At 53.0% G+C, this 23,983-nt stretch carries 24 protein-coding genes; all 24 read right to left on the bottom strand.

What is annotated here, in order from left to right; translation table 11 throughout:
- Positions 1–46: 46 nt before the first annotated feature.
- The gene (gene proS / locus D7Z26_RS09940; protein WP_120976294.1) at positions 47–1,495 is read right to left on the bottom strand and encodes a proline--tRNA ligase; all 1,449 of its coding nucleotides are present in this window, start codon (positions 1,493–1,495) and stop codon (positions 47–49) included.
- Between the two features lie 29 nt (positions 1,496–1,524).
- Entirely contained in the window at positions 1,525–2,784 is a 1,260-nt protein-coding gene (gene rseP / locus D7Z26_RS09935; RefSeq protein ID WP_120976292.1) for an RIP metalloprotease RseP, read from the bottom strand.
- A 190-nt stretch (positions 2,785–2,974) separates the two neighbouring features.
- Entirely contained in the window at positions 2,975–4,117 is a 1,143-nt protein-coding gene (locus D7Z26_RS09930) for a 1-deoxy-D-xylulose-5-phosphate reductoisomerase (protein ID WP_120976290.1), read from the bottom strand.
- Between the two features lie 44 nt (positions 4,118–4,161).
- Positions 4,162–4,953, bottom strand: a complete 792-nt coding sequence (locus tag D7Z26_RS09925) for a phosphatidate cytidylyltransferase (protein WP_120976288.1) — start codon at positions 4,951–4,953, stop codon at positions 4,162–4,164.
- A gap of 4 nt (positions 4,954–4,957) precedes the next feature.
- The gene (locus D7Z26_RS09920) at positions 4,958–5,716 is read right to left on the bottom strand and encodes an isoprenyl transferase (RefSeq protein ID WP_120976587.1); all 759 of its coding nucleotides are present in this window, start codon (positions 5,714–5,716) and stop codon (positions 4,958–4,960) included.
- Between the two features lie 133 nt (positions 5,717–5,849).
- A complete protein-coding gene (frr, locus tag D7Z26_RS09915) occupies positions 5,850–6,404 on the bottom strand; it encodes a ribosome recycling factor (RefSeq protein ID WP_120976286.1) in 555 nt (184 codons plus the stop codon).
- Complete coding sequence (pyrH, locus tag D7Z26_RS09910; RefSeq protein ID WP_120976284.1) at positions 6,404–7,132, bottom strand: UMP kinase; 729 nt, start codon at positions 7,130–7,132, stop codon at positions 6,404–6,406. Before pyrH ends, frr begins: the two co-directional genes overlap by 1 nt.
- A 75-nt stretch (positions 7,133–7,207) precedes the next feature.
- Positions 7,208–7,858, bottom strand: coding sequence for a translation elongation factor Ts (tsf, locus tag D7Z26_RS09905; RefSeq protein ID WP_120976282.1), 651 nt, complete (start codon positions 7,856–7,858; stop codon positions 7,208–7,210).
- Positions 7,859–7,992: 134 nt separating this feature from the next.
- Positions 7,993–8,691 carry a 30S ribosomal protein S2 gene (gene rpsB / locus D7Z26_RS09900; protein WP_120976280.1) on the bottom strand — a complete coding sequence of 233 codons (699 nt, stop codon included), beginning with the start codon at positions 8,689–8,691 and terminating at the stop codon, positions 7,993–7,995.
- Positions 8,692–8,903: 212 nt separating this feature from the next.
- Positions 8,904–9,461 carry a hypothetical protein gene (locus tag D7Z26_RS09895; RefSeq protein WP_120976278.1) on the bottom strand — a complete coding sequence of 186 codons (558 nt, stop codon included), beginning with the start codon at positions 9,459–9,461 and terminating at the stop codon, positions 8,904–8,906.
- Complete coding sequence (locus tag D7Z26_RS09890; RefSeq protein WP_120976276.1) at positions 9,454–10,107, bottom strand: hypothetical protein; 654 nt, start codon at positions 10,105–10,107, stop codon at positions 9,454–9,456. Before D7Z26_RS09890 ends, D7Z26_RS09895 begins: the two co-directional genes overlap by 8 nt.
- A gap of 26 nt (positions 10,108–10,133) precedes the next feature.
- Positions 10,134–10,451 carry a hypothetical protein gene (locus D7Z26_RS09885; RefSeq protein WP_120976274.1) on the bottom strand — a complete coding sequence of 106 codons (318 nt, stop codon included), beginning with the start codon at positions 10,449–10,451 and terminating at the stop codon, positions 10,134–10,136.
- Positions 10,452–10,476: 25 nt separating this feature from the next.
- Positions 10,477–11,892: a DUF342 domain-containing protein gene (locus D7Z26_RS09880; protein WP_120976272.1), complete on the bottom strand. Its 1,416-nt coding sequence runs from the start codon at positions 11,890–11,892 to the stop codon at positions 10,477–10,479.
- A gap of 17 nt (positions 11,893–11,909) precedes the next feature.
- A complete protein-coding gene (locus D7Z26_RS09875) occupies positions 11,910–12,698 on the bottom strand; it encodes a FliA/WhiG family RNA polymerase sigma factor (protein WP_120976270.1) in 789 nt (262 codons plus the stop codon).
- Positions 12,699–12,714: 16 nt separating this feature from the next.
- The gene (locus D7Z26_RS09870; protein WP_120976268.1) at positions 12,715–13,134 is read right to left on the bottom strand and encodes a hypothetical protein; all 420 of its coding nucleotides are present in this window, start codon (positions 13,132–13,134) and stop codon (positions 12,715–12,717) included.
- Between the two features lies 1 nt (position 13,135).
- Positions 13,136–13,630: a chemotaxis protein CheD gene (locus D7Z26_RS09865; RefSeq protein WP_120976266.1), complete on the bottom strand. Its 495-nt coding sequence runs from the start codon at positions 13,628–13,630 to the stop codon at positions 13,136–13,138.
- 1 nt (position 13,631) lies between these two features.
- Positions 13,632–14,216: a chemotaxis protein CheC gene (locus D7Z26_RS09860; RefSeq protein WP_407643500.1), complete on the bottom strand. Its 585-nt coding sequence runs from the start codon at positions 14,214–14,216 to the stop codon at positions 13,632–13,634.
- Between the two features lie 37 nt (positions 14,217–14,253).
- Positions 14,254–14,715, bottom strand: a complete 462-nt coding sequence (locus tag D7Z26_RS09855) for a chemotaxis protein CheW (protein WP_120976262.1) — start codon at positions 14,713–14,715, stop codon at positions 14,254–14,256.
- A 27-nt stretch (positions 14,716–14,742) separates the two neighbouring features.
- On the bottom strand, positions 14,743–16,824 hold the full coding sequence (locus D7Z26_RS09850) for a chemotaxis protein CheA (protein ID WP_120976260.1): 2,082 nt from the start codon (positions 16,822–16,824) through the stop codon (positions 14,743–14,745).
- Positions 16,825–16,869: 45 nt separating this feature from the next.
- Positions 16,870–18,396, bottom strand: a complete 1,527-nt coding sequence (locus D7Z26_RS09845) for a protein-glutamate methylesterase/protein-glutamine glutaminase (protein ID WP_233566751.1) — start codon at positions 18,394–18,396, stop codon at positions 16,870–16,872.
- Between the two features lie 78 nt (positions 18,397–18,474).
- Positions 18,475–19,341, bottom strand: a complete 867-nt coding sequence (locus D7Z26_RS09835) for a MinD/ParA family protein (RefSeq protein ID WP_120976257.1) — start codon at positions 19,339–19,341, stop codon at positions 18,475–18,477.
- Positions 19,334–20,782: a flagellar biosynthesis protein FlhF gene (gene flhF / locus D7Z26_RS09830; protein ID WP_120976256.1), complete on the bottom strand. Its 1,449-nt coding sequence runs from the start codon at positions 20,780–20,782 to the stop codon at positions 19,334–19,336. The genes D7Z26_RS09835 and flhF overlap by 8 nt, the downstream gene beginning before the upstream one ends.
- Positions 20,779–22,812, bottom strand: a complete 2,034-nt coding sequence (gene flhA, locus D7Z26_RS09825; protein WP_120976254.1) for a flagellar biosynthesis protein FlhA — start codon at positions 22,810–22,812, stop codon at positions 20,779–20,781. Before flhA ends, flhF begins: the two co-directional genes overlap by 4 nt.
- Before the next feature lie 79 nt (positions 22,813–22,891).
- A complete protein-coding gene (gene flhB / locus D7Z26_RS09820; protein WP_120976252.1) occupies positions 22,892–23,980 on the bottom strand; it encodes a flagellar biosynthesis protein FlhB in 1,089 nt (362 codons plus the stop codon).
- Positions 23,981–23,983 lie beyond the last annotated feature (3 nt).

The following is a 23,983-nucleotide window of genomic DNA, read 5'->3' as shown; positions in this document are numbered from 1 at the left end:
CCGTCGCGAAACAACGATTAGGCTATTAACGATTGCGTCTTGGCGATCAGTAAGCTCTCGCGAATACGACCGTATGCTCGGCTGCATCTCCGCAAACGAGACATTTCGATTTTTTCTCGGCAGGCTCGAACGGAATGTTCCTGCTCGTCGCGCCCGTTTCTTCCTTGACTTGGCTTTCGCAAGCATCGGAACCGCACCAGCCGGCTAGCGCGAAGCCGCGCTTCTCTTCCATCGCCGCTTTGTACTCGTCGAGCGTATCGACGGAGAAGAAATTGTCCTCGCGGAACGCCTTGGCACGAGCGAACATATCGTCGTGGATTTGCGCCAGCAGCGCTTCCACTTCGGCTACCAGGTTGTCCAACGCGACCGATTTCTTCTCTCCGCTTACCCGGGAGACGAGCACGCATTGGCCGTTCTCCAGGTCGCGAGGTCCAAGCTCAAGGCGAATCGGAATTCCGCGCATCTCATATTCGTTGAATTTCCAGCCCGGAGACACATCGGAACGGTCGTCGACGCGCACGCGAATACCGGCTGCTTTAAGCTGAGCGTAAAGCTCGTCCGTCTTCGCGATAACGACGTCGCGCGTCTTAGGCGGGCCGATCGGAATCATGACCACTTGCGTCGCCGCTACTTTTGGCGGCAGAACGAGACCGCGATCGTCGCCGTGTACCATGATAAGAGCGCCGATAAGGCGCGTGCTTACGCCCCATGAAGTCGTATGGCAGAACTGTTGCGTGTTCTCCCGGTCCAAATATTTGATGTCGAACGCGACGGCGAACTTCGTTCCGAGATAATGCGATGTTCCCGCTTGTACGGCACGTCCGTCTTTCATCATCGCTTCGATGGAATACGTGTCCACGGCGCCGGCGAACCGTTCGGAAGGCGTCTTCTGCCCCTTGATGACCGGAATGGCCAACACGTTCTCTACGAAATCCGTATAGACGTCCAGCATCTGCATCGTCTCGCGACGGGCATCCGCCTCGTCTTCATGCGCCGTATGGCCTTCCTGCCATAGAAACTCGCTTGTCCGCAGGAACGGCAACGTTCTTTTCTCCCAACGGACGACGTTCGCCCATTGGTTGATGAGAAGCGGAAGATCGCGGTAGGAGTTGATCCACTTCGCGTACATATGCCCGAACATCGTCTCGGAAGTCGGACGGATGGCGAGCTTCTCTTCCAATTGCTCACCGCCCGCTTCGGTTACGAACGGCAGCTCTGGGTTAAAGCCCTCGACGTGTTCCTTTTCTTTCATGAAGAAGCTTTCGGGAATGAACAGCGGGAAGTACGCGTTACGGTGTCCGGTATCCTTGAATCTGCGGTCCAGCTCCTTCTGCATGTTCTCCCATAGCTCGTACCCGTCAGGACGGAAAATGATGCAGCCGCGGACAGGCGAATAGTCCATTAATTCCGCTTTCTTGATAACGTCGATATACCAACGGGAAAAGTCCTCGCTCTGAGGCGTAATTTCCGTGACGAATCCTTTATCCTTAGACATGTGGCTCTCCAGCTCCTGACAACCCTTAATTATCTTACCAATCCTACGATATCGTTATAAGTGACCACGATCATGAGCAGCATGAGCATGGCGAAACCGATCAGATGTACCATGCTTTCCCGGTTAGGATCGATCGGCCTTCCCCGCACCGCCTCCAAGCCGAGGAACAGCAGACGGCTTCCGTCGAGCGCCGGGATCGGCAACAGGTTGAATATTCCCAGGTAAAGGCTTAGCACTGCCGCCCACGACGTGAGCTGGGCGATTCCTTGCTTGGCGATTTCCACTGTGACTTGTGTCGTCTTCACCGGGCCGCCGAGATCGTCGAGCTTGAATTCCCCGAAGATGAGCTTACGGAAGCCTTCGAATATTCGCCCGGTCATGTCCACCATCGTCGTGCCGGCGAACTTGATCGTCTCGCCGACACCCGGCTTGCGCAACTCGCCCGATGGGTAGATGCCGATTTTACCGGTTTTGGCGTCGGGGGTCACTTTTATCGGCACTTCGACGCCTGCCCGATCGACGATCCAGTTCATCGGCTTACCGGCGGAGGCATTGATCTTATCGACGAACGCGTTCAGATCTCCGAACACCGGCTCTCCGTTAATCGTCTTTACCCAATCGCCTTTATGCAAGCCCGATTGCTCCGCCGGCGCCCCGGACACGATGTCCGAGATAAGCACCTTGTTGGAATTTTCGACCGGAACTCCTTGAAGCACCAAATACAATCCGAATAACACGAACGCCAGAATAAAGTTCATGACCGGTCCCGCGACGATCGACAGCGCTCGTTTGCCTACCGGCTTGTGGCCGAATTGGCGGTCGAGCGGAGCGATCTGCGTCTCGCGGCCTCTGGCGATGATCAGCGCCTGCGGGTGAACGGAATACCGTTCGTGCTCCCCGTCGACGTCGAGTACGATAAATAAATCTTTCTCCAAGTCGAGCGATTTCACTTCTCCGCGCATAACGCCGGTACGGTCGTCCAAGCGATCCAGGTACACGCGAGTTACGAGATCGTCTTTAATCCGCACGGCTACCGTCTGGCCCGGCTGGACTTCGACGATTTCGGGATCCTCTCCCGCCATTCGCACGAATCCGCCGATCGGAAGCAACCTTAAAGTGTAACGGGTTTCCCCGCGTTTGATGGAAAATAGCTTAGGCCCGAACCCGATCGCGAACTCGCGCACCAAGATGCCTGCCCTGCGAGCGAAATAGTAATGACCCCATTCATGCAGCGAGACCAACAAGAAGAACATAAGCACGGTCAGTAGAGCGACCTGTATATTTTCCATCCTTCCAACCCCTTCTAACGCGATTTAGAACGTATACGCTGATCTGTATCCATGTCTAAATCGTTTAGATACAAACGTGATACATACGTATTCCCCCGTCATGCGACGAGGAAGCCGATATCGTGAGCGAACGGCTGTCCTTAGATTAACATTATTCTCCGAGCCGTTACAAGAGAATACCCCTTGCGCATTATTCCGTCTCCGCCGCCTCTTTCCTTGCCCAAGCATCCGTCTCCAGAATCGCTTCCAGGCTTGGCGCCGCTTGCGTAGCATGCTTTGCCAACACGTTGCCTATGATGTCCTCGATGGCGAGAAACGGGATTTCTCCGCGTAAGAAACGAGCCACCGCGATTTCGTTAGCGGCATTGAATACGGTCGTCGCCGTTCCTCCGCTGCGACCGGCTTCGAAAGCCAATCGAAGGCATGGATATCGCTCGAAATCCATCGGTTTGAAATGGAGTGAGCCTTGCTTAAGCAAGTCCAACGGCGAAGCCGGGGAAGCCACTCGTTTCGGGTACGTAAGCGCGTATTGGATCGGCACCCGCATATCGGGATTTCCGAGCTGCGCCATTACGCTCGTATCGACGAATTCCACCATCGAATGCACAATGCTCTCGGGATGCAAGACGACGTCGATCTGATCGTAAGGGAGCCCGAACAGCCAGTGCGCCTCGATAACCTCAAGCCCTTTGTTCGCCATCGTGGCCGAATCGATCGTCACCTTCGCTCCCATGCTCCAGTTCGGATGCTTCAGGGCATCCGCGACGGATACGTTCCTCAGCTCTTCCCGGCCAAGATGGCGGAAGCTGCCGCCCGAGGCGGTCAGCAAGAGACGTTTGATTGCTTTTCCGTCTTCGCCGTTCAAGCATTGGAAGATCGCCGAATGCTCGCTATCGACGGGTAAGATCGACACGCCTCTGCTTTTCGCGCGGTCCATGACGAGGTGTCCCGCCGTTACGAGCGTTTCCTTGTTGGCGAGCCCGATATCGGCTCCGGCTTCAATAGCCGCAAGCGTCGATGTCAGTCCGAGACTGCCGACGAGCGCGCATACGACGTAATCCGCACCGGAGTTACCGGCGATTTCCGTTAATCCGGCTTCGCCGGACAATACCCGCACGCCGGCGGGCACTTCGGCGCGAACGCGCTCCGCGAGCGTTTCGTTCGCGGCGGATACCCACTTCGGCTTAAAAGCATGAACTTGTTCGAGCAGCAGCTCGATATTGTTTCCGGCCGCCAGACCTACGACTTCGAAGTCGTCCGGCAACCGGGAAATCACGTCGAGCGTCTGCGTTCCGATCGAGCCCGTACTGCCGAGCACGGCGATTTTTCTCATCATTGAACCTCCGCTTGCCCCTATGTATGTATGAATTGATTCCTCTATAGCGTTAATAAACCTAGCAGATGGACGAGCGGAAACACGATCAACCAGCTATCCGTCCGATCCAGCACTCCTCCATGTCCGGGCAGCAATTGTCCCGAATCCTTTACGCCGCGGAAGCGTTTGTATGCGGACTGCACCAAGTCGCCAAGTTGCCCGGCAACCGCTGCCGTTAATCCGATAAGCGCTGCTTGTCCGTATCCGAGCCATTCCGGCTGGCAATAGGCGAAGATAAGACCCGCGATAACCGCGATCAAGAGTCCGCCAAGCGCGCCTTCGATCGTCTTGTTCGGGCTGATCGCCGGCCAGAGCTTCGTTCTGCCGATCGCTTTGCCGACGAAGTACGCTCCGGCGTCCGACGACCAGATGCAAGCGAACGTGAGCGCCGACCAGAAAATGCCGTGCTCAAGGTCCCGAGTCAGAGCCATATAGTGAAATCCCGCGCCAACGTAAACGATACCCAGGAATAAGATGCTCACATGCTCCAATTGGATTCGGTTTTTACTGAATACCGTTCCGCTAAGCAGGATAAACATAACGACCCAAGTCACTGTCGTGAACGAAGGCGTATCCCATCCGAACGGCATGCGGGGAAGCGTGACGAGCAGCACGGCGACGAAGCCGATCCATACGTCCGCTCTCAACCACGCTTGCCCGTTTAACCGCACGTATTCCCAATATCCGATTAGCGCGAGCAGGAGTAGCAAGGAAGTATAGTACCAGCCGCCAGCGATAAGCAGGCCGATGAACGCCGCCCCGGCGACTACGCCGGTAATAATTCGTTGACCCATGCCCTTATAGCCCTCCGTAACGTCGCGCGCGCTGCTGATATTCGCGAATCGCGTCATATAAATGTTGATCGCTGAACTCCGGCCAATACACTTCCGTAAACCAGAATTCGCTATACGCAAGCTGCCATAGCATGAAATTGCTCAACCGAAGCTCTCCGCTCGTCCGGATCAACAAATCCGGATCCGGCAAGCCGCTCGATAATAGCCCTTGCTCGAATTCTGCTTCTCCGATCGTTTCCGGATCAAGCTGTCCCGCCGCGACTTTTCTGGCCAATAATTTGGCGGATTCGACCATCTCGAGCCGGCTTCCATAATTCAGCGCGAAATTCAAAATAAGTCCGGTATTGTTCGCGGTCTGGCGAATGGCTTCTTCAATCGCCGATAGCGTATGATCGGGAAGCAAATCGCGGTTGCCCATCATTTTGACTTGCACGTTATTCTCGATCAATTCTCCTAACTCAAGAGAGAGGAATTCCTGCGGCAACTTCATTAGAAATTCGACTTCCGCTTTCGGGCGCTTCCAATTTTCCGTAGAAAAAGCATACAAGGTCAGCACCTTCACGCCCGCGCGATCTGCGGCTTTCGTGATGCGCTTGATCGCCTTCATCCCGTTGTGATGCCCCGCGATACGCGGAAGTCCCCTAGCTTTAGCCCAACGGCCGTTACCGTCCATAATGATGGCGACGTGCTCCGGTATATTATCCCCGCTCGGGATTTCCTCGCTCTTAAGCTGCGAATGCTGCATATCTTGTTCCGTAAACATGCCGGACCTTAGCTTGCGGAACCAGCTGCCGATCAAACCCATGGTTCTTCCCCCTAACGGCGAGCGGCGATGCCCCGCCTGCTAAACAAAAGAGAATAAACCCCACCTTTCGGAGGGGCCTTGCAAGCTCGAATCAAACTTCCATGATCTCTTTTTCTTTAGCGACCAGGATTTTATCCACTTCGGCGACGAAACGGTCCGTAATCTTCTGAATGTCATCTTGATGACGACGGGATTCGTCTTCCGAAATTTCGCCTTTTTCTTTTTTCTTGATTTCGTCGTTCGCGTCGCGACGAATGTTGCGGATCGCGACCTTTGCTTCCTCGCCGAATTTCTTCGTCGATTTGGCTAAGTCTCCGCGGCGCTCTTCCGTCAGCGGCGGAATGTTAAGACGAATGATCGTGCCGTCGTTCGCGGGCGTCAAGCCCAGATCCGACTTTTGGATCGCTTTCTCGATGGCGCCTAGAGCCGTTTTGTCCCATGGCGTAATGATAAGCGTACGGGAATCCGGCGTATTGATGGAACCCATCTGATTGACGGGCGTCGGAGTTCCGTAATAATCTACTTGCACGCGATCCAGCATAGCGGCTGAAGCGCGGCCTGCCCGTAACGTTAAGAGGTCGCGTTTAAGCGCCCCCAGAGCTTTCTCCATACGGTCTTCTGCGTCTTTCTTGATCGATTGCGGCATTAGTCGATTGTCCCCTTTACGATCGTGCCGATTTTCTCGCCCATGACGGCACGTTTGATATTACCTTCCTCGGTAATCGCGAATACGAGAAGCGGGATATTGTTATCCATGCACAACGAGGAGGCTGTCGAATCCATGACGCCCAAGTTTTTGTTCAATACGTCGAGATACGTCAGTTGCTCGTACTTCTCCGCTGAAGCGTCCTTGAAAGGATCAGCGCTATATACTCCGTCTACTTTGTTCTTCGCCATCAAGATGACTTCGGCTTCGATCTCCGCCGCGCGGAGCGCTGCCGTCGTATCCGTCGAGAAAAACGGATTGCCCGTTCCCGCGGCGAATATAACGACGCGGCCTTTCTCGAGATGACGGATCGCGCGCCTACGAATGTAAGGCTCGGCGATCTGCTGCATGGCGATCGACGTCTGAACCCGGCTCGGTACGTCCATTTGCTCCAACGCGTCTTGAAGCGCCAGAGAATTCATGACGGTTGCTAACATGCCCATGTAATCGGCCGTAGCGCGGTCGATTCCCTTCTGGCTGCCGGCGATTCCACGCCAAATGTTGCCGCCTCCGCAGACGATCGCGACTTCGACTCCAAGCGCGATAACTTCCTTAATCTGCTCGGCGATCGACAAGATGGTCGTCGCGTCAATGCCGTAACCGTTCGGACCGGATAAAGATTCTCCGCTCACCTTTAATACTACACGTTTATAGACGGGACGTTCCAAGGTTTTGTACCTCCAACCTGTCAGATGGTTAAAAAAGAGGGAACACGCCGTGTTCCCAAGAGGGTGATGCTAATCTTATTGTTTAACTTGCGCCATTACTTCTTCAACGAAGTTATCTACTTTTTTCTCCAAGCCTTCGCCGAGCTCGTAACGAACGAATCTGCGGATGGAGATTTTCTCGCCGATAGTGGCGATTTTCTCGTTCAACAGCGTTGTGATCGTTTTGTCTTGATCCTTCACGAACACTTGCTCCATGAGGCAGTTTTCCTCATAGTATTTGTTCATGCGGCCTTCGACCATTTTGTCGACGATTTTTTCCGGTTTACCTTCGTTAAGCGCTTGGTTGCGAAGGATTTCTTTTTCTTTATCCAGTTCCGCTTGGGATACTTCTTCGCGGCTAAGGAATTTAGGATTGGCTGCCGCGATTTGCATCGCGATGTCTTTAACGAACGCGCGGAATTGATCCGTCTTGCCGACGAAGTCGGTTTCGCAGTTTACTTCTACGAGAACGCCGATACGGCCGCCCGCGTGGATGTAAGACTCAACGACACCTTCGGTAGCAACGCGATCGCCTTTTTTCGCTGCTGCGGAAAGGCCTTTCTCGCGAAGCAGCTCGGCTGCTTTCGTCAAATCGCCGTTCGCTTCCTCCAACGCTTTCTTGCAATCCAACATGCCCGCTCCGGTTCTTTCGCGGAGTGTTTTTACGTCTGCTGCGTTAATTGCCACGTGATTTCCTCCTAATGTTAGGCCCTCTCCGACATCGGTTTATGAGGGCGCTATATGGTTTTTTGGAAAAAAAGGGCGGTGAGAAGGTTCTCTTCTGACCACCCTTTGGTTGTACGTGTATGTTCCCGTTACGATTAAGCCGTTGTTTCTTCGCCTTGGCGGGATTCAACGATTGCGTCAGCCATTTTAGCTGTCAAGAGCTTAACTGCACGGATCGCGTCATCGTTACCAGGGATAACATAATCGATTTCGTCCGGATCGCAGTTTGTATCAACGATACCTACGATTGGAATTCCCAATTTGCGTGCTTCGGCTACAGCGATACGCTCTTTACGAGGATCGATGATGAACAAAGCATCAGGAAGCTTGCGCATATTTTTAATGCCGCCGAGGAATTTCTCGAGGCGCTCTTTCTCTTTGCGGAGAATGATAACTTCTTTCTTAGGCAACACTTCGAAAGTGCCATCCTGTTCCCATTTGTCCAATTGGTGCAAACGGTCCGTACGCTTCTGGATTGTGGAGAAGTTAGTCAAAGTACCGCCCAACCAACGTTGGTTGATGTAGTATTGACCGGAACGCTCAGCTTCTTCCTTAACGGAATCTTGAGCTTGTTTTTTCGTTCCAACGAACAGCATAGTGCCGCCGTTTTCGCCGAGTTGACGTACGAAGTTGTATGCCTCGTCAACTTTTTTAACCGTTTTTTGCAAATCGATAATGTAAATTCCGTTACGCTCGGTAAAGATGTACTTGTCCATCTTCGGGTTCCAACGACGTGTTTGGTGACCGAAGTGCACGCCTGCTTCAAGCAGTTGTTTCATCGAAATAACAGCCATGGTTTTTGTACCTCCTAGTGGTTTTTGGTGATTCTCCGCCGCTCTTCGCCGTTTCCGCCAAAACTCCCCGAATGATCGGGTAAGCACCGTTGTCGGAATTGAAAAGCGTGTGTTTTTTACACCGAAAAATAATATACCATAATGATAACCGTCATGCAATGGCGGATTGCAATGATCTTGCATTTTTTTGGGAGCCAAGGCGTTTCCGTATCTTATTTCTTTCGTGCGAGTTCGTCCATAATCTGCTGATAAGTCGGCTTACCGACGAAAATCGCGTTACCGACGTTCATCTTTTTAGAGATCGGCTTGGCGTGTTTAATGAAACCGTTGACGTCGCCGATCAATCCGAGCTTCTTAAGATCATTCGCTACTTCGGTGAGCGTCATGCCTGGACTGACGTATAACGTCAACTTCTCCTCCGAGGACGACGAGGATGGCTGTTCATCTTTCTGATCCGGCTTTTCCGAAGCTTCGGGCGAAGAGGAAGGCGACGGCGTCGGAGATGGCGAAGAAGATGGCGAAGGAGACGCCTCGGACTGTTCCGTTCCTTTCGATTCCTTTGCGGCTTGCTTAAGCTTGGCATCCAGTTCATTTTGCGTTAGGAGCACAAGTCCTTCCTTGACGGCTTCCTCGTTTAACCGCTCGCGCGAGATCGGCGTTGCTTCGACTTGTTTAACTTGATCCTTGGCCAACAGAATGAGCTGGAGCATCGACGCGCCGATGACGATTCCGATTCCAAGGCCCATGAGCCAACTCCTGTATTTATGCATTCAGCTGTTCCTCCCTGCGCGCCAGCTGCAAGATCAGCTGTACTTCACCCTTGTTCAATCCGAGCGCTTTGGCGATTTGCTCTACGGATCTTCCTTTGTCGTGCATGGCGAACAGTTCGGCATATCTGCCTCGCAGCGTCGGCGGCGGAAGTTCGATCGTTTGTTCTCCGGCCGCAGTTTCCTCGGCTCCGGCTTTGACTTGGGCTGAACTTAAATGCAGTTCATCTGTCGGCGTCATGCCGGACAAGGAATGGTTTCTTTCGGAAGAGGCGACAGGAATAGCCGGAAGCTCAAGCGTGGATGCTCCGGCGCTCGAACTAGACGAGGATCCCGCTGGAGATAATTTGGAGAGACCGATCGAGGGCGAATGAAGCGCTTGTTCCGACCAGCTTTTCATTTGATGTTCCATATCGACGATACGTCGGCTTAATCTGTTGACGGTCTCATCTTGCTCCGCCTTGAATTTGGCGACCGCATCGACCAATTCCCGGTTCTCGTCTTCTAAATCTTCCAACAATTGATTATACGCCGCTTCGCTAACGAATCCGGACTCTTTTCCGCGATTTGCTCCGGATTTGGGCATCATCCACGCATATCCGGCAATCGCGATCCCAAGCATTACGATAACAAACCAAGGACTACTCACGTGCACGCACCTCTCTTGCTGAAAGATCAGCCCATGAAATCGATATGCTTCCCTTTATAAGGGTGCTCGGGAGTTTTGTTTTCCTCCGCGGCGGCTTCATCGGCTTTTCTTTTAGTGGATGTTGCTTGTTTGTTCTTTTGGCGAGGCTGTCGCTCCGAGATCGTCCCGTTCGAAGCCGACTCCGTCTTCGCGCTGCGGCGAGCTTGCTGCTCCGCCGCTTTCGCTTCATGTTGGCCGAGCAAAGTTTGCTCGGTTGCGGGTCGTTGCTGTTGCTGATGCTGCAAGGGCGCCATTTCCATCGTTCGGGGAAGCGATGTCTGCAAATCGATAGATTTGTAACTCACGGCAACCGACCTCCGGAATTGTTAATTATAAGTACGGAACCATCATAATATCGCCCTCGGAGAATCGCAAGCTGACGTGCTGGGAAGCATCTTTAATGAATCTCGTATATCTGCCGATGACGATCTTCGTTCCGCCCCATAACGTATGTAAGGCGTCCACTCTAGCCGTCGTCGCGTCTTCGAGCGTCTTCTCTATTTCGAGAATGCGTTCCTTGCTATTCGCGAGTTCTTCCTGGGCGAGGCGTTTAGTCGAAGTCAACTTGATTCTGAGCGCCAGTTTATCGGGGGACAGTTGGCCGATAGCAGCCATCTGATCCAACATAGCAAGCGCTTTCTCCGTTTTCTCCGAGTTTTCCGCCAATTGACGCATCGAGGTTCTGAGATCGCCAAGCTCTTGACGAAGCTCCGGACGCACGCCCACTTCGATAACCGTAGCGGTGGACATCGAGTTGCCGATCATCCGCGCCGTAACGCGGTCGCCCGCTTGAACGTTACCGCCGACGATTAGCCCTTTCGCTCCCAAGCATTTGACCGATCTCCCCGCTCTTATATTGGAGTGCATAATGCTTTGCGTGACGAGGATGTCTTCTCCGGCAATAACGTTGCCTTCTTGAATGAATGAACAACGAACGTTTTGGCCGGCTTTAACGAAACCTTTATTGCTTCCGATAATGCCGCCGGCAATCTCGATCGAACCATCGGACTCGACTTCGGCGCCTTCTATTCCTCCAGTAACGCGTATGTCTCCGGATGCCCTGACTCTAAATCCGGTCAATATATTTCCGCGGACGACAACCGTACCTACAAAATCGATATTGCCTATGTTATAATCCACGTCGCCGTTCACTTCGAACACGGGGAATACGTTCAGCTTATCTTTATCGGTTTTCGTCACGAGACCGTCGATCGCCGCGTACATGCCGATTTTCTCCGGATTGACGACGACGTTTTTGCCGACTTTGAATTGAACGTCCTTCCCTTCCTTCGGAGCGACGTCCTCGCCGGTTACCGCCTTGCCGGCGACTCCAGGCTGCGCGGGTATTCGCTCCGCGATGAGTTGACCGGACTTCACGTTAGCCAGTTGCGTGACTTCCTTATAATCGACGCTGCCGTCTTCTCTTTCCACGGGGCGCTTGTCGTCCGACTTATCGCCGCCCATCAGAACGTTAACATATCCGTCGGTTCCCGGGATAGCCGGCTTTCCAACGGCGACGATATTTTGCGTAAAATAAAAGTCTTGCGGCCTTTGCGAGATTAAATACAGCGTGTCCGTCTGAAGCCCGTATTTCACTCCCTGCGAGAGAAGAAACTGCTCCAATTCACGAGAAGTTATTTTCAATTCGCCTTCAACGCGCTTGAAGACCAAGTAGGCTTGCATCTTATCTTCGGAAATCGTTACTTGCAAACTTTCGGCCAATGGCAAGCTTCCATGATCAGGCATCATCAACGCCCCTTTTTTTATCCATTATGGAGCAATTGCTCCCGTTGCTTCGATAGCGCGCCCCTCAATCTCAGAATTGCTTTGGAATGAAGCTGCGAGATTCGCGAAGGCGACAGGCACATGACTTCCGCTATTTCGCTTAACGAAAGATCTTCATAATAGAACAGCGAAACGACGGTTCTCTCTTTTTCCGTGAGCTTCTCGATCCCGAACTTAAGAGAGTCCTTCAAATACGTTTCGTGCACCTTGGATTCCGGATTAACCGCTTTGTCGTCCACAAGAAGCGTGAGTCTCGTTTCGGACTCCTCCTCGCGGATCGGATCCTCCAGAGAAAATACTGCGGCAACCGCCACTTCCTGGAGCATCTGCTGAAATTCTTTATCGCTAATATTCAAATAGGCGCATATTTCGTCATCCGAAGCAGACCGCAAATGCTTCTGTTCCAGTACCGCATAGGCGTCCTCCATTTTTTTCGCTTTATCGCGGACGGAACGCGGTACCCAATCCCCTTGCCTGAGCCCGTCGATAATGGAGCCGCGGATTCTCCAAGACGCATACGTCTCGAATTGTAGGCCTCGGCGATAATCGAACTTCTCGATGGCATCGATCAAGCCCATCGCTCCGTTGCTTGCCAAGTCGTCTTTCGTTACGTTCTTCGGTAAGCCAACCGCCATTCGGCTGGACACATAGTCCACGAGCGGCAAATAGTGCTCGATCAGTCGTTTTCTCGCATCCGGATCCTCGTCCTCTTTCCAACGTTGCCATAAATCTTGATGGGATAACCGGGAACGGGTTTGATCGACCATTGTAGCTTCACCTTCCTTATTCGTCGGTCAGACGACGAATCGCCTGAACCACTTCCTCCGGATTCGGATTGTCCAACGACACTACCCGTTTAGGCTGAAGCGGCTGAAAACCTTTGACAGGTTCCCCTTTTCCGTCCGCCCATTGCTCCTTCATCAGCTCCGACAAAGACTCTCCCTCGTCGGGAGTCGTCAAATCCAATTTCGTGCCGCGTTCGTCGTCTACGGATTCGGGATCCGAGATTGGAACCTTTGCTGCCGGGTTCATCAACTGACCTAAAACGATTCTTAGGACGAACGCCAATGCCGCAAATGCGAGAAAAGCGTACAAACTGCGTGTCAACGTCGTTCCGATCGGGTTATTCGACAAGGAAAACATGAAGGTTAATATTGCGCCGAACCCGCCGAATCCGACATTTAAGCGCCAGGAACCTACCATTTTAAATCTCCTTTACTCCATGCTGCACGCTGCGGATGCTGAACACTCCGTTGTCCGTATTCAACTCCACCGTCCGTCCGTAATTGCCGCCCGTATCCTCGGCGACGACGGCGATATGGTAATGCTCCAGCATTTGCTTCGTCGCTTCGACGTTGCGGGGCCCGATGCGCATCGTATCGGTTCCGCCCATGAAAGCGAACATTTGCGCTCCTCCGGCCATCTTGGCGACCAAACGCCTCGTCACCGCTCCTTTGCTCATCATGCGCTTCAAGAGCTCGGGAACCGCCGTGTCCGCATACTTCGCGATATTCAGTTGTCCCTCTCGGGCGATGTCGGAGGAAGGCAACATAATATGCGCCATGCCGCCTATCCGGAGCTGCGGGTCGAACAAGGTTAATCCAACGCAAGAACCTAACCCCGTCGTTTTGAGAATCGCTCCGCTTTCGCCCATGTTCAGATCAGCCATGCCTACTTTGATAAAGGTGCCTTCGGTCATATTAGATCGGCACTCCCAACGCGCGGAAGAGCTTATCGAAAGATTCCGGATCGGGAATCAGGAAGAAATGGCCTTCCGCTTCTTGTTGCCCTTCCAAGAAAGTCGTATCGATAAGCAGCGCATCGTCGCCCATCGTGCCGAATTGAAGCATCCCGTAACTCAATATCGCGCCGGCCATATCGACCGCGAGCGACGGAACCGTCGGGGACATGCGCAATCCCGTGAAATCGGCCAAAGAGGACAAGTAAGAGCCGGCCAGTATATTACCGATCTCGTTCAGCGCCGATAGTTCTAATTCGCTATAATCGTCGTTCTCGGCAGCGTTAAAACCGAGCAGCCCTTGCAGGATACGTCTAGCCGGTTCCCGATTAATGATAAAGAACATATTGCCGGGCGCATCGCCTTCAACGCGTAAGAAGATGGCGATAACGACGGCCTCAGAGCCCCCGACACGTTCGGCGATCGCTTCGAACGGAAGTAAGCTCACTGTCGGAACCGCCATATCTACGGGTTTGTTAAGTAAAGTCGATAGGGCGGTCGCGGCATTTCCAGCGCCGATGTTGCCTACTTCCCGAAGCACGTCCATCTTAAAATCAGCGTCGTTCTTGAAAAGGCTCACGGCGCTATTCTCCGAACTGTTCTAATTGGATGATTTCGTTGCGGTTAAGAACCTCTATCAGGTTCAAGAGAATCAAGAGACGGCTTTCTCCTACTTTAGCGACGCCGCTAATGTATTTCGCCTTAATTCCGCCGAGCACTTCGGGCGGATTCTCGATCGCGTCGCTCATGACGTCGAGAACGTCGTTGGCGGAATCTACGATAAACCCGACTTCCAACTCGTTCGCGGCGACGATAATGATCCGCGAACTGTCCGTGTGCTCCGTTTCGTCAATTCCGAAACGTCCTCGCAAATCGATGACCGGAATGACGATGCCGCGCAGATTAATAACGCCCTTTACGAACGCCGGCGTCTTCGGCACGCGGGTAATGGGAACCATACGCTCGATCGTGCGAACCTTGTCGACTTCGATCCCGTACTCTTCTTGCGCCAGCGTGAAGACGATGACTTTCAATTCTTCTGCCATGGATGATTCCTCCTAAGTTCCGGTAGTTTATTTAATCAGTGCGTTCGGATCTACGATCAATGCGACTTGTCCGTCTCCGAGTATCGTTGCTCCCGACACGACGCCCAAGTTGCCGGCCAAATATTTGCCTAGCGGTTTTAAGACGATCTCGCTTTGCCCGATGAACTCTTCCACCAGAACGGCTGCCAGCTTATCCCCTTTGCGGATGACGAGCATTTCCGTTTCCGTCTCGTCCTCGTCGTTATAAGCCGGGGAATCTACCAAATGCGCCAGAGAAACGACCGGGATAATCGTTTGTCGGTAGTCGATGATGCGGTTGCCGTGCAGCGTACGAATATCCGAGCGTTTGATCGATCCCGTTTCTACGATCGAAGAAAGCGGGAACGCGTATTTCTCGTTGCCTAGTTTAATGAGCATGGCCGCGATTATCGAGAGCGTAAGCGGAAGTTGAATCGAAAACTTCGTGCCAGAACCAAGCTTCGACGTAACCGCAACGTGACCGCCCAAGGAAGCGATTTTGGATTTTACGACATCGAGGCCAACGCCCCGGCCGGATATATCCGATACTTTGTCCGCCGTGCTGAAGCCGGCCGCGAAGATAAGCATATTCACTTCGTCGTCGCTCAAATTTTTCGCTTCTTCAGCCGTCACCACGCCGCGCTTGATCGCCGTTTCCAGCACTTTAGGACGATTGATGCCTTTACCGTCTTCTTCGATTTCGATGAATACGTGGTTGCCGCTATGATAAGCACGCAGATGCACGGTACCGACTTCCGACTTGCCTAGCTTTACCCTCTCCGAGATCGATTCGATCCCGTGATCGACCGCATTGCGAATCAAGTGGACGAGCGGATCGCCGATCTCGTCGATTACGGTCCGATCCAGCTCCGTCTCGGCGCCGACGACGATCAAATCTACCTTCTTGTCCAGCGACTTCGCTAAATCCCGAACCATCCGCGGGAAACGGTTAAAGACGCTCTCGACCGGGACCATCCGCAGCTTAAGCACGATATTCTGCAAATCCGCGCTTACTCTCGCCATATGCTCTACCGTCTCGGTCAGATCGTTACGTCGAACTTCGGAGGCGAGTTGCTCTAGGCGTACGCGATCGATGAGCAATTCGCTGAACAAGTTCATCAACGAATCAAGCCGCTCGATATCGACCCGGATCGTTCTCGGGCTCGCGTTGCCAGAGGTCGGCGCTGTAGCGGCCGCCGCGCGAACCGGAGCGCTCTCTTTGGACGTTACAGTCGAAGACGCGATGACCGGAGCTTCGGCAGCTGCGGTCTCCTGCTTCGCGGATTTGATCTGATTGGCTTGCTCGTGGGATTTCGTCAGCTCGGCGAGCGACTCCCGATCGACCGCGGTCAGGGACACCGAATCGATCTCGGATACGCGGGAAATCTGGTCGCGGAGTGACTCTTCTTCTGCTTGCGTTATGTAATAGACAGAGAAACCACGGTCGAATTGCTCTTGCTCGATTTCTTGCACGGACGGAAAAGCTTTGACCACTTCCCCGTTTCGCTCCAACACGTCGAATACCATGTAAGCGCGAGCCGCTTTGAGTAAACAATCTTCACGTACGCTCACTTCGATGTAATACGCTCTGTGCCCGCTCTCCAAGGATTGGCTGATGACCGACAACTGGTATTGATCCAGCAGTAGTTGCGCGGATACGGTGGAGGCTGTGGCTGCGGTTTTGGCTTTCGCGGAAGATTTGCCTTCTACGTCGCCTTTAACGATCGCCTTCAGTATCTGCACGAGTTCTTCAACGTCGCCTTTACCCGTACCGCCGTTAATGATGTCTTGAACCATTGCTTCTAACGCGTCCAAACATTTGAACAAAGTGTCGAAAATATGTCCGTTCATGCTTAACTTGCTGTTACGAACGAGATCGAGCACGTTCTCCATATCATGCGTCAGAGCCGCGAGATCTTCGAAGCCCATCGTCGCGGACATGCCTTTCAGCGTATGCGCCGAACGGAAAATGACCTGAACGATGCTAATATCCTCCGGTTGTTGCTCCAGCCGAAGCATATTTTCGTTCAACGACTGCAGGTGATCATTGGATTCATCGATAAATATGGACATGTATTGATTCATTTCCACTGGCCGGACACCTCCTTGTTGGGTGAGCTTGCAGCGATGCTTTTATCATTTGCGGAACTTTACTTCTTGAACGAGTACCGAAGCGATTTCTTGTAACGGAAGCTGATGTGAAACGGCGCCTAGCTCTACTGCGGAGCGAGGCATGCCGTATACGACGCACGTTTGTTCCGCTTCCGCGATCGTCGTCAGAGCTCCGTCCGTCTGGAGCGCCTTCATCCCTTTCGCTCCGTCGCTGCCCATTCCCGTCATCAGAACGACGTGCCGTTTCAGCTGGGAATGTCCGATCAGCGATTCGAACATGACGTCGACCGAAGGCATATGGCCGCTGCGCGGACCTTCGTCCGACAGCCGAATCCGGTATTTACCGGATAGTTCCTTCGCCAAGGACATATGCCTGCCGCCCGGCGCGATGTAGGCTGTTCCCGTCTCGATCGTTTCGCCGTCCGACGCCTCGCGGACATGGATGCTGCAAAATTGATCCAGCCGCTGAGCCAGCGAATTCGTGAATTTAGGCGGCATATGCTGAACGACTAGTATCGGAGCCGGGAAATCCCCGGGGATTCCGGTCAACACCTCATGCAGTGCACGAGGGCCTCCGGTCGAAGTTCCGATCGCGACAATATGCGTAAACGCGGTCGAAGTCTTAGGACGTTGCGTTGTCGCAGGAGGCGAGGTCGGGGCTGCCTCGGGTTTGCCCGCATCTACCGGATTCTTAAGCGGCCGCTTTACCTCTGCGGGCGGAACTCCCTTTGGCTCTGGCCGCTTTAAACCTGAAGCCAACCCGGCCGTGCGCGATTCCGGCAGTTTGTCCCCCGCGATTTTTCGTTCTGCCGGTTTAGTCTTCGGTCGATCGATTTCCCCGCTTAAGCCTTCCGTAGAAGTTTTCTTTATCCGATTGTCCGTCTGGAATGACGACGCGCCGCTTGCCATCGATTTCGCCGGCGAATCCGGCTTGGCGGGCTTTCTCGGCAAAGAATCGTTGGCGATTGGCTTGAGTTTCTCCTTGCCTGCGCTACCTTCATTGCCGACTAACGGCAACTGATCGGGAATGTTCTCTGGATCGGGAAGCGAAGTCGCAGTCGAAGCATCGGGTTCGGATGTCCGTGTCGGCGGTTGTGTCGGTTCCGCTTTTTCTTCGACGGCCGGCAGAAACCGGAATGGCTTCTTGTTCATCGTCTCGCGCGCGATATGCAGCTTCTCTAACAACTGCTCCCTGACTTGCCCGATATCCAGCTTAACGGCTCCGTCAGGCTTACGAATGAAGTCTACGGCACCGTATTGAAGCGCCTTGATCGTGTCGCGGGTTCCGTTGTCCGTTACCGCGGATAACATAATGACCGGGGTCGCTTGTACGGTCATAATACGTTGCAGGGCTTCAAGACCATTCATCCGCGGCATTTCCAAATCCATGGTGATAATGTCCGGCTTTAACCCCAAAGCCATCTCTACGGCTTGTTGTCCGTCTGATGCGGTTGCAAGCACTTTAAAGGCGCCGTCCGCATCGATGACATCGCTGAATACCTTACGCATAAATGGAGAATCGTCTACGATCAGTACTTTGAATTCCGACATTTCGGCGACCCTCCCTGCTTTTCTGGTTGTGTTTGCGGTTTCGCGTAAGTCATTCCATAAGTCTAATCCGTAGTTAACTTAACTCCATAACTTCTTCATACGTTGCAAAAATCCGGACAAACCTTTGGCGGATGATGGCTCGCGATCTTCAAGAACTACCTTGGAAGCGATTCGGTCAATCCCCTTCATGGCCTCGCTATTCGGAAAAGCGATAGATAAAGGCGTCTGTTGCTTTACCGCCTTCATGACGCTGGAATCGTCCGGGATGAAGCCTAGCAATGGGATATCCACCCCTAAGTATTTGCTCGCGACTTGCCGAATGTTATCCGCCGTTTGATGTCCTTCCCTGTTGTCCGTCACTCTGTTCACGACGAGGCGGAACGAGATTTGGTGTCCCATCGACTTAAGCATCTTGATCAACGCGTAAGCGTCCGTAATCGAAGTAGGTTCGGGAGTCGTCACGACGATCGTTTCTTCGGCCGCCGTTATGAATCTCACGGTTTCTTTGGACAACCCGGCTCCCGTATCGAAAAGAATGAAATCGACGTGGCCGTGCAGCTTGCCGATTTGATCCGAGAAGTATTCGAGTTCTCGCTCGCTCAGGCGAACCAAATCTTGAAATCCCGACCCTCCGGCTATAAACTGCAAGCCCCCGGGCCCGATCTGGATAATTTCCCAGATCGATTTCTCGCCTTTGAGCAAGTGGATCAAATTGTATTTCGCGGGGGTTCCGAGAAGTACGTCTATATTCGCGAAGCTAATGTCCGCATCGAATATGAGAACGCTGTAACCCCGATTCTGCAACGCCATCGCGAAGTTCAGACTGAAGTTGGATTTGCCTACGCCGCCCTTGCCGCTCGTGATCGTAATGACTTTCGTCGTGCGGGCGGATTGCAGATCCTTGGAATGCACCATATGCCGCAAGGCTTGCGCTTGATCAATCATGTCCCGGCTCCCCCAGTAGGCGGTTCACGAGATCCTCGGGATCGAACGGCCGAATATCGTCCGGTACCGCTTGTCCGCAAGTATAGTAAGAAATGCTGAAATCGAATTGCTTGACGAGATTGACGACCGCGCCGAACGAGTCCGTCTCGTCGAATTTGGTGAGCAGCATTTGAGTGACGCCATACTTCGCGAATTGAGAGGCGACCGCCTTCATATCGCCGTATTTGTGCGTCATGCTGAGCACGAGTACCGTTTCCGTATTTTCGCCCGGAGCCAGCAGGCTGTTCACTTCCGAGACGAACAACTCGTTCCGATAGTTGCGGCCCGCGGTATCCATGAATAACAGATCCCGATCGCTTAGCTTACCGTAGGCGCGCGCTAACTCGCTCGGGGAAAATACGACTTCAAGCGGAACGTTCAAAATGTCGGCATACGTTCTCAATTGATCGACCGCGGCGATTCGATAAGTATCGGCCGTAATAAACCCCACGCTGCGTCGATGATTAAAAGATTGTTCCGCAGCCAATTTGGCGATCGTAGTCGTTTTGCCGACGCCCGTCGGCCCTACGAAGTGAACGATTCGCGTCTCCGGCTGAATTCCTTCTCCTTTGGTTCCCTGAATCCAAGAAAGGAGCACCTCCCGAGCAGCCTCGTACGCCGCGTTGCTATCGTCATCTTCGTTGTTATCAAGCTTGGCGTTGACGGTTTCCGCGAACTGTTCCACGTAACCGGGCTCGACTCCTTGCTCGGCTAAGCGTCTGCTTAATTTCATAACGGAGTCAGGCATCGTTCGGAACGTCTGCTGCTTGGACAGCTTCGTCATCATCTCCTTCATGGAACGAATCTCCTGAAGAAGGGAAGAGTTTTCATCGGCAGGCGCGGATGGCTTGCTTTCCCTGGATTCCAGCGCATGGACGGCGGCCGCTAAAGTTGCGGCTTGCGTATCGCCGCGCTGATGCATTGGAAAGCTTTCTCTTGCGTTCGGATCCGCCTCGCGCTCTTGTAAGGCTACCACTTGCTCTAGATTGCTCTGAAATGGACTCGTCGTTGTTCCGTTTCCCAAACCCGATTCTCGCGGAAGCTCTTGGACAGGGGCCGGCGACCTCCCGCTATCCGCGAACGGAGGTTGCGAGTACCGTTGCCTAATCGCAGTCGGAGGCAACAACGGGGACGTCGGCTCTTGATCTTGCATAGTCTGCAAAACGGGACTAACCGGCCTTTTCTCTATAGGTCGGGATGGTAATTGCGGGCGTGCCGCCGGCTTCTTCGCGATCTCGTCGATCGCTGCGATAACTTCAACGCGTTTTTTGCGGAACATACCAAGAAATCCGCCTACGCGGATTTCTTTCGTATTCAAGATGACGGCGTCCGACCCGAGCTCGCTTCGTATCATTTGCACGGCTTCGGGCAAATCGTCGACTATGTATCTTTTTACCTTCATGCGCTCACCACCCCAACGCTTTGGACTTCAATGCTTGGCTCCAGCTCGCTGTACGAGATGACCGGTATATCTTGCATGCTTCGTTCCAGAAGCTGGCGCAAATACATTCGAATCGTCGGAGAAGTAAGAATGATCGGCTGCTGTCCGGATTGGACGAGCCGGGTAACTTGCTCCGTAAGCCGTTGGTAAATCGCCTGGGAGGAGGAAGGATCCATGGCCAGGTAACTGCCTTGATCCGATTGCTGTACCGCCTCCGCGATTTTTTTCTCGACCGCCGGACTCACGGTTATGACCTTAAGCGGCTCGGACGAATTCGCGTATTGTTGCGTAATTTGACGCGAAAGGCTTTGTCTTACGTATTCGGTCAGTACTTCCGGATCTTTCGTGAACTTGCCGTAATCGGCCAAGGTCTCGAATATCGTGACCAGGTCGCGGATCGAGATTTTTTCTTTCAGCAGCTTGGACAATACCTTCTGTATATCGCCGACTCCGAGAATCGATGGGATCAGCTCTTCGACCAAAGCCGGATACGTCTCTTTGACGCTCTCGACGAGCGCTTTCGTTTCTTGACGCCCGATCAATTCGTGAGCGTATTTCTTGATGATCTCGGTTAGATGAGTAGCTACGACAGACGGCGGGTCGACGACCGTATAACCGGCCATTTCCGCGCGTTCCTTCGTCGCTTCGTCAATCCATAGCGCAGGCAATCCGAATGCCGGCTCCTGCGTCTCGATTCCGGTTACGGAATCGTCGTCGAATCCCGGGCTCATCGCTAAGTAGTGATGAATTAATAGTTCGCCGCGGGCAACCGTATTTCCTTTCATTTTTATGACATATTCGTTCGGTTTTAGTTGAATATTGTCGCGAATTCGGATAACGGGAACGATTAAGCCCATTTCCAGGGCGCATTGCCGTCGAATCATGATAATTCTGTCGAGCAAATCTCCGCCTTGCTGCGTATCCGCAAGCGGGATAAGCCCGTATCCGAATTCGAATTCGATCGGATCGACCTGCAACAAGCTGATGACGCTCTCCGGACTGCGGACCTCTTCGATTTGCTTCTCCTCCACGAGCAACTCTTCCGCTTGTTGCTTTCGGTTCAGATTGCTCTGCAGGCGATAACCCGCGAATGTGAGAATGGCCGCGTAAGGCAAAGTGCTAAGCAAAGGGATCGGCGTTGCGATTCCAAGCAATGCGACCGTGCCTGCAACGATGTAAAGCAATTTCGGATAACGGAGAAGTTGACGGCTCATATCGTCGGCCATATTGCCGTCGGATGCCGCTCTCGTCACGATAATACCCGCCGCGGTACTGATTAAGAGCGCGGGAATTTGGCTGACGAGACCGTCGCCGATCGTAAGAATGGAATACTTCTGCAGAGAAGTCATCGCATCGAAACCATGTACGGCCATCCCGATGATGAAACCGGCGATCAAGTTGATGAGTACGATGATGATAGACGCGATCGCGTCTCCCTTGACGAACTTGCTGGCTCCGTCCATCGCGCCGTAGAAATCGGCTTCCTTTTCGATTTTCTCGCGGCGTTCGCGAGCTTGTTGTTCGTTTATGAGTCCGGCGTTCAAATCCGCGTCGATACTCATCTGCTTGCCGGGCATCGCGTCGAGGGTAAACCTTGCGCCAACCTCGGCGACACGCTCGGAACCTTTCGTAATAACGATGAACTGCACGACGACCAGAATAAGGAAAACGACGAACCCGATCGCGATCTGTCCTCCGGCGACGAATCTACCGAACGTCTCGACGACGTGGCCCGCATCCGCTTTGGAAAGGACTAACCGTGTCGTGGACACGTTGAGCGCTAATCGAAAGATCGTCGTAAGAAGAAGCATAGTCGGGAAAATCGAAAAGTGAAGCGCATCTTTGGTGTTCATCGCGATTAGCAAAATCATGATCGCGACGGAAATGTTAATGATGAGCAAAATATCCAAAAGCCCTTTGGGAATCGGAACGACCATCATCAGGACAATGCCGATGACGCCAACAAGTATGCTTAAGTCCCGAGCTTTCATGATCCGTCCCTCCCTATCGATACGATACGTCCTCTTATGTACTCATTCGCGATGACGTGCTTCCACCTTCTGTTGTCCGTCACCGTCGGCCTTTAAGGCGATATACGTATGCCAGAACTTCCGCGACCGCTTGGAAGAGATCTCCGGGGACGCTTTCCCCTACTTCCGTCCTCTCGAACAGCGCGCGGGCGAGCGGCTTGTTTTCCATCGTGATAACGTCGTTCTGTTTGGCGATTTCCCGAATGCGAAGCGCGAGATAATCTTGCCCTTTGGCAATGACCGTCGGCGCGTCCATTTTCGCGGGGTCGTACTTCAATGCGACGGCGAAGTGGGTCGGGTTCGTGATGATGACGTCCGCTTTCGGAACTTCCTGCATCATCCGCATGAGTGCCATACGACGTTGGCGTTCCCTGATCTTTCCTTTGATCAGCGGATCGCCTTCCGCGTTCTTGTGCTCGTCCTTTATATCTTGCTTACTCATTTTCAGGTTTTTCTCGAACTCGTAACGCTGATACATGAAATCCGCGATCGCTAGTACGAACAGAAGCGCCGCGACGAATATTCCTAGACGTACGGCTAGACTCGTAACGAATGCGAATATATCTTGCACGGGCATATTCGCTAATTCTAAAAACCGTTTCTTCTCGGACCATAACACCGAATATACGATGATTCCTACCGAGAACAATTTCAACGAGCTCTTGAGCATTTCGACGATCGAACGAACTCCGAATATGTTTTTGGCACCGTTAAGCGGGTTAAGCTTGCTTAATTTCGGCTTCAAAGGCTCTAGCGTAAATAGCCAACCAATCTGAACGTAGTAGCTGGAAAACGCGACCAGCAAGACGATCAAGAAGATAGGCGCAAGCAGGATAAGGATCTGCACCGCATAATGACCGAACATCGACAGTACGTTCTGCTCCGTAACTTCCATCGTTAATCGGTGCAAAAAAACATCTCCGAACATGGACAGCAGCTGTTTTTGCAAAAACGGACCGAGAACGAGCAAGCAGCAGATGCAAGCGAGCAAGATCAGCGAGCTCGGAATTTCCGCGCTTTTCGCGACTTGCCCTTTCTTGCGGCTGTCTTGGCGTTTCTTCGGCGTAGCTTTTTCCGTTTTCTCGCCGGCAAACAGCTGTAGATCCATTATCAAGCGATTGCGGGGCATGAC

It is taken from the genome of Cohnella endophytica (assembly GCF_003628305.1).
GTDB lineage: Bacteria > Bacillota > Bacilli > Paenibacillales > Paenibacillaceae > Cohnella > Cohnella endophytica.
This window is presented reverse-complemented; position numbering and strand designations above follow the sequence as displayed.

Bases quoted from the DNA above. Each gene is read 5' to 3' on its own strand.
- proS (WP_120976294.1), bottom strand. From the start codon at position 1,495: ATGTCTAAGGATAAAGGATTCGTCACGGAAATTACGCCTCAGAGCGAG.
- rseP (WP_120976292.1), bottom strand. From the start codon at position 2,784: ATGGAAAATATACAGGTCGCTCTACTGACCGTGCTTATGTTCTTCTTG.
- D7Z26_RS09930 (WP_120976290.1), bottom strand. From the start codon at position 4,117: ATGAGAAAAATCGCCGTGCTCGGCAGTACGGGCTCGATCGGAACGCAG.
- D7Z26_RS09925 (WP_120976288.1), bottom strand. From the start codon at position 4,953: ATGGGTCAACGAATTATTACCGGCGTAGTCGCCGGGGCGGCGTTCATC.
- D7Z26_RS09920 (WP_120976587.1), bottom strand. From the start codon at position 5,716: ATGTTTACGGAACAAGATATGCAGCATTCGCAGCTTAAGAGCGAGGAA.
- frr (WP_120976286.1), bottom strand. From the start codon at position 6,404: ATGCCGCAATCGATCAAGAAAGACGCAGAAGACCGTATGGAGAAAGCT.
- rpsB (WP_120976280.1), bottom strand. From the start codon at position 8,691: ATGGCTGTTATTTCGATGAAACAACTGCTTGAAGCAGGCGTGCACTTC.
- D7Z26_RS09895 (WP_120976278.1), bottom strand. From the start codon at position 9,461: ATGCATAAATACAGGAGTTGGCTCATGGGCCTTGGAATCGGAATCGTC.
- D7Z26_RS09880 (WP_120976272.1), bottom strand. From the start codon at position 11,892: ATGCCTGATCATGGAAGCTTGCCATTGGCCGAAAGTTTGCAAGTAACG.
- D7Z26_RS09875 (WP_120976270.1), bottom strand. From the start codon at position 12,698: ATGGTCGATCAAACCCGTTCCCGGTTATCCCATCAAGATTTATGGCAA.
- D7Z26_RS09870 (WP_120976268.1), bottom strand. From the start codon at position 13,134: ATGGTAGGTTCCTGGCGCTTAAATGTCGGATTCGGCGGGTTCGGCGCA.
- D7Z26_RS09865 (WP_120976266.1), bottom strand. From the start codon at position 13,630: ATGACCGAAGGCACCTTTATCAAAGTAGGCATGGCTGATCTGAACATG.
- D7Z26_RS09860 (WP_407643500.1), bottom strand. From the start codon at position 14,216: ATGGACGTGCTTCGGGAAGTAGGCAACATCGGCGCTGGAAATGCCGCG.
- D7Z26_RS09855 (WP_120976262.1), bottom strand. From the start codon at position 14,715: ATGGCAGAAGAATTGAAAGTCATCGTCTTCACGCTGGCGCAAGAAGAG.
- D7Z26_RS09845 (WP_233566751.1), bottom strand. From the start codon at position 18,396: ATGTCGGAATTCAAAGTACTGATCGTAGACGATTCTCCATTTATGCGT.
- D7Z26_RS09835 (WP_120976257.1), bottom strand. From the start codon at position 19,341: ATGATTGATCAAGCGCAAGCCTTGCGGCATATGGTGCATTCCAAGGAT.
- flhF (WP_120976256.1), bottom strand. From the start codon at position 20,782: ATGAAGGTAAAAAGATACATAGTCGACGATTTGCCCGAAGCCGTGCAA.
- flhA (WP_120976254.1), bottom strand. From the start codon at position 22,812: ATGAAAGCTCGGGACTTAAGCATACTTGTTGGCGTCATCGGCATTGTC.
- flhB (WP_120976252.1), bottom strand. From the start codon at position 23,980: ATGCCCCGCAATCGCTTGATAATGGATCTACAGCTGTTTGCCGGCGAG.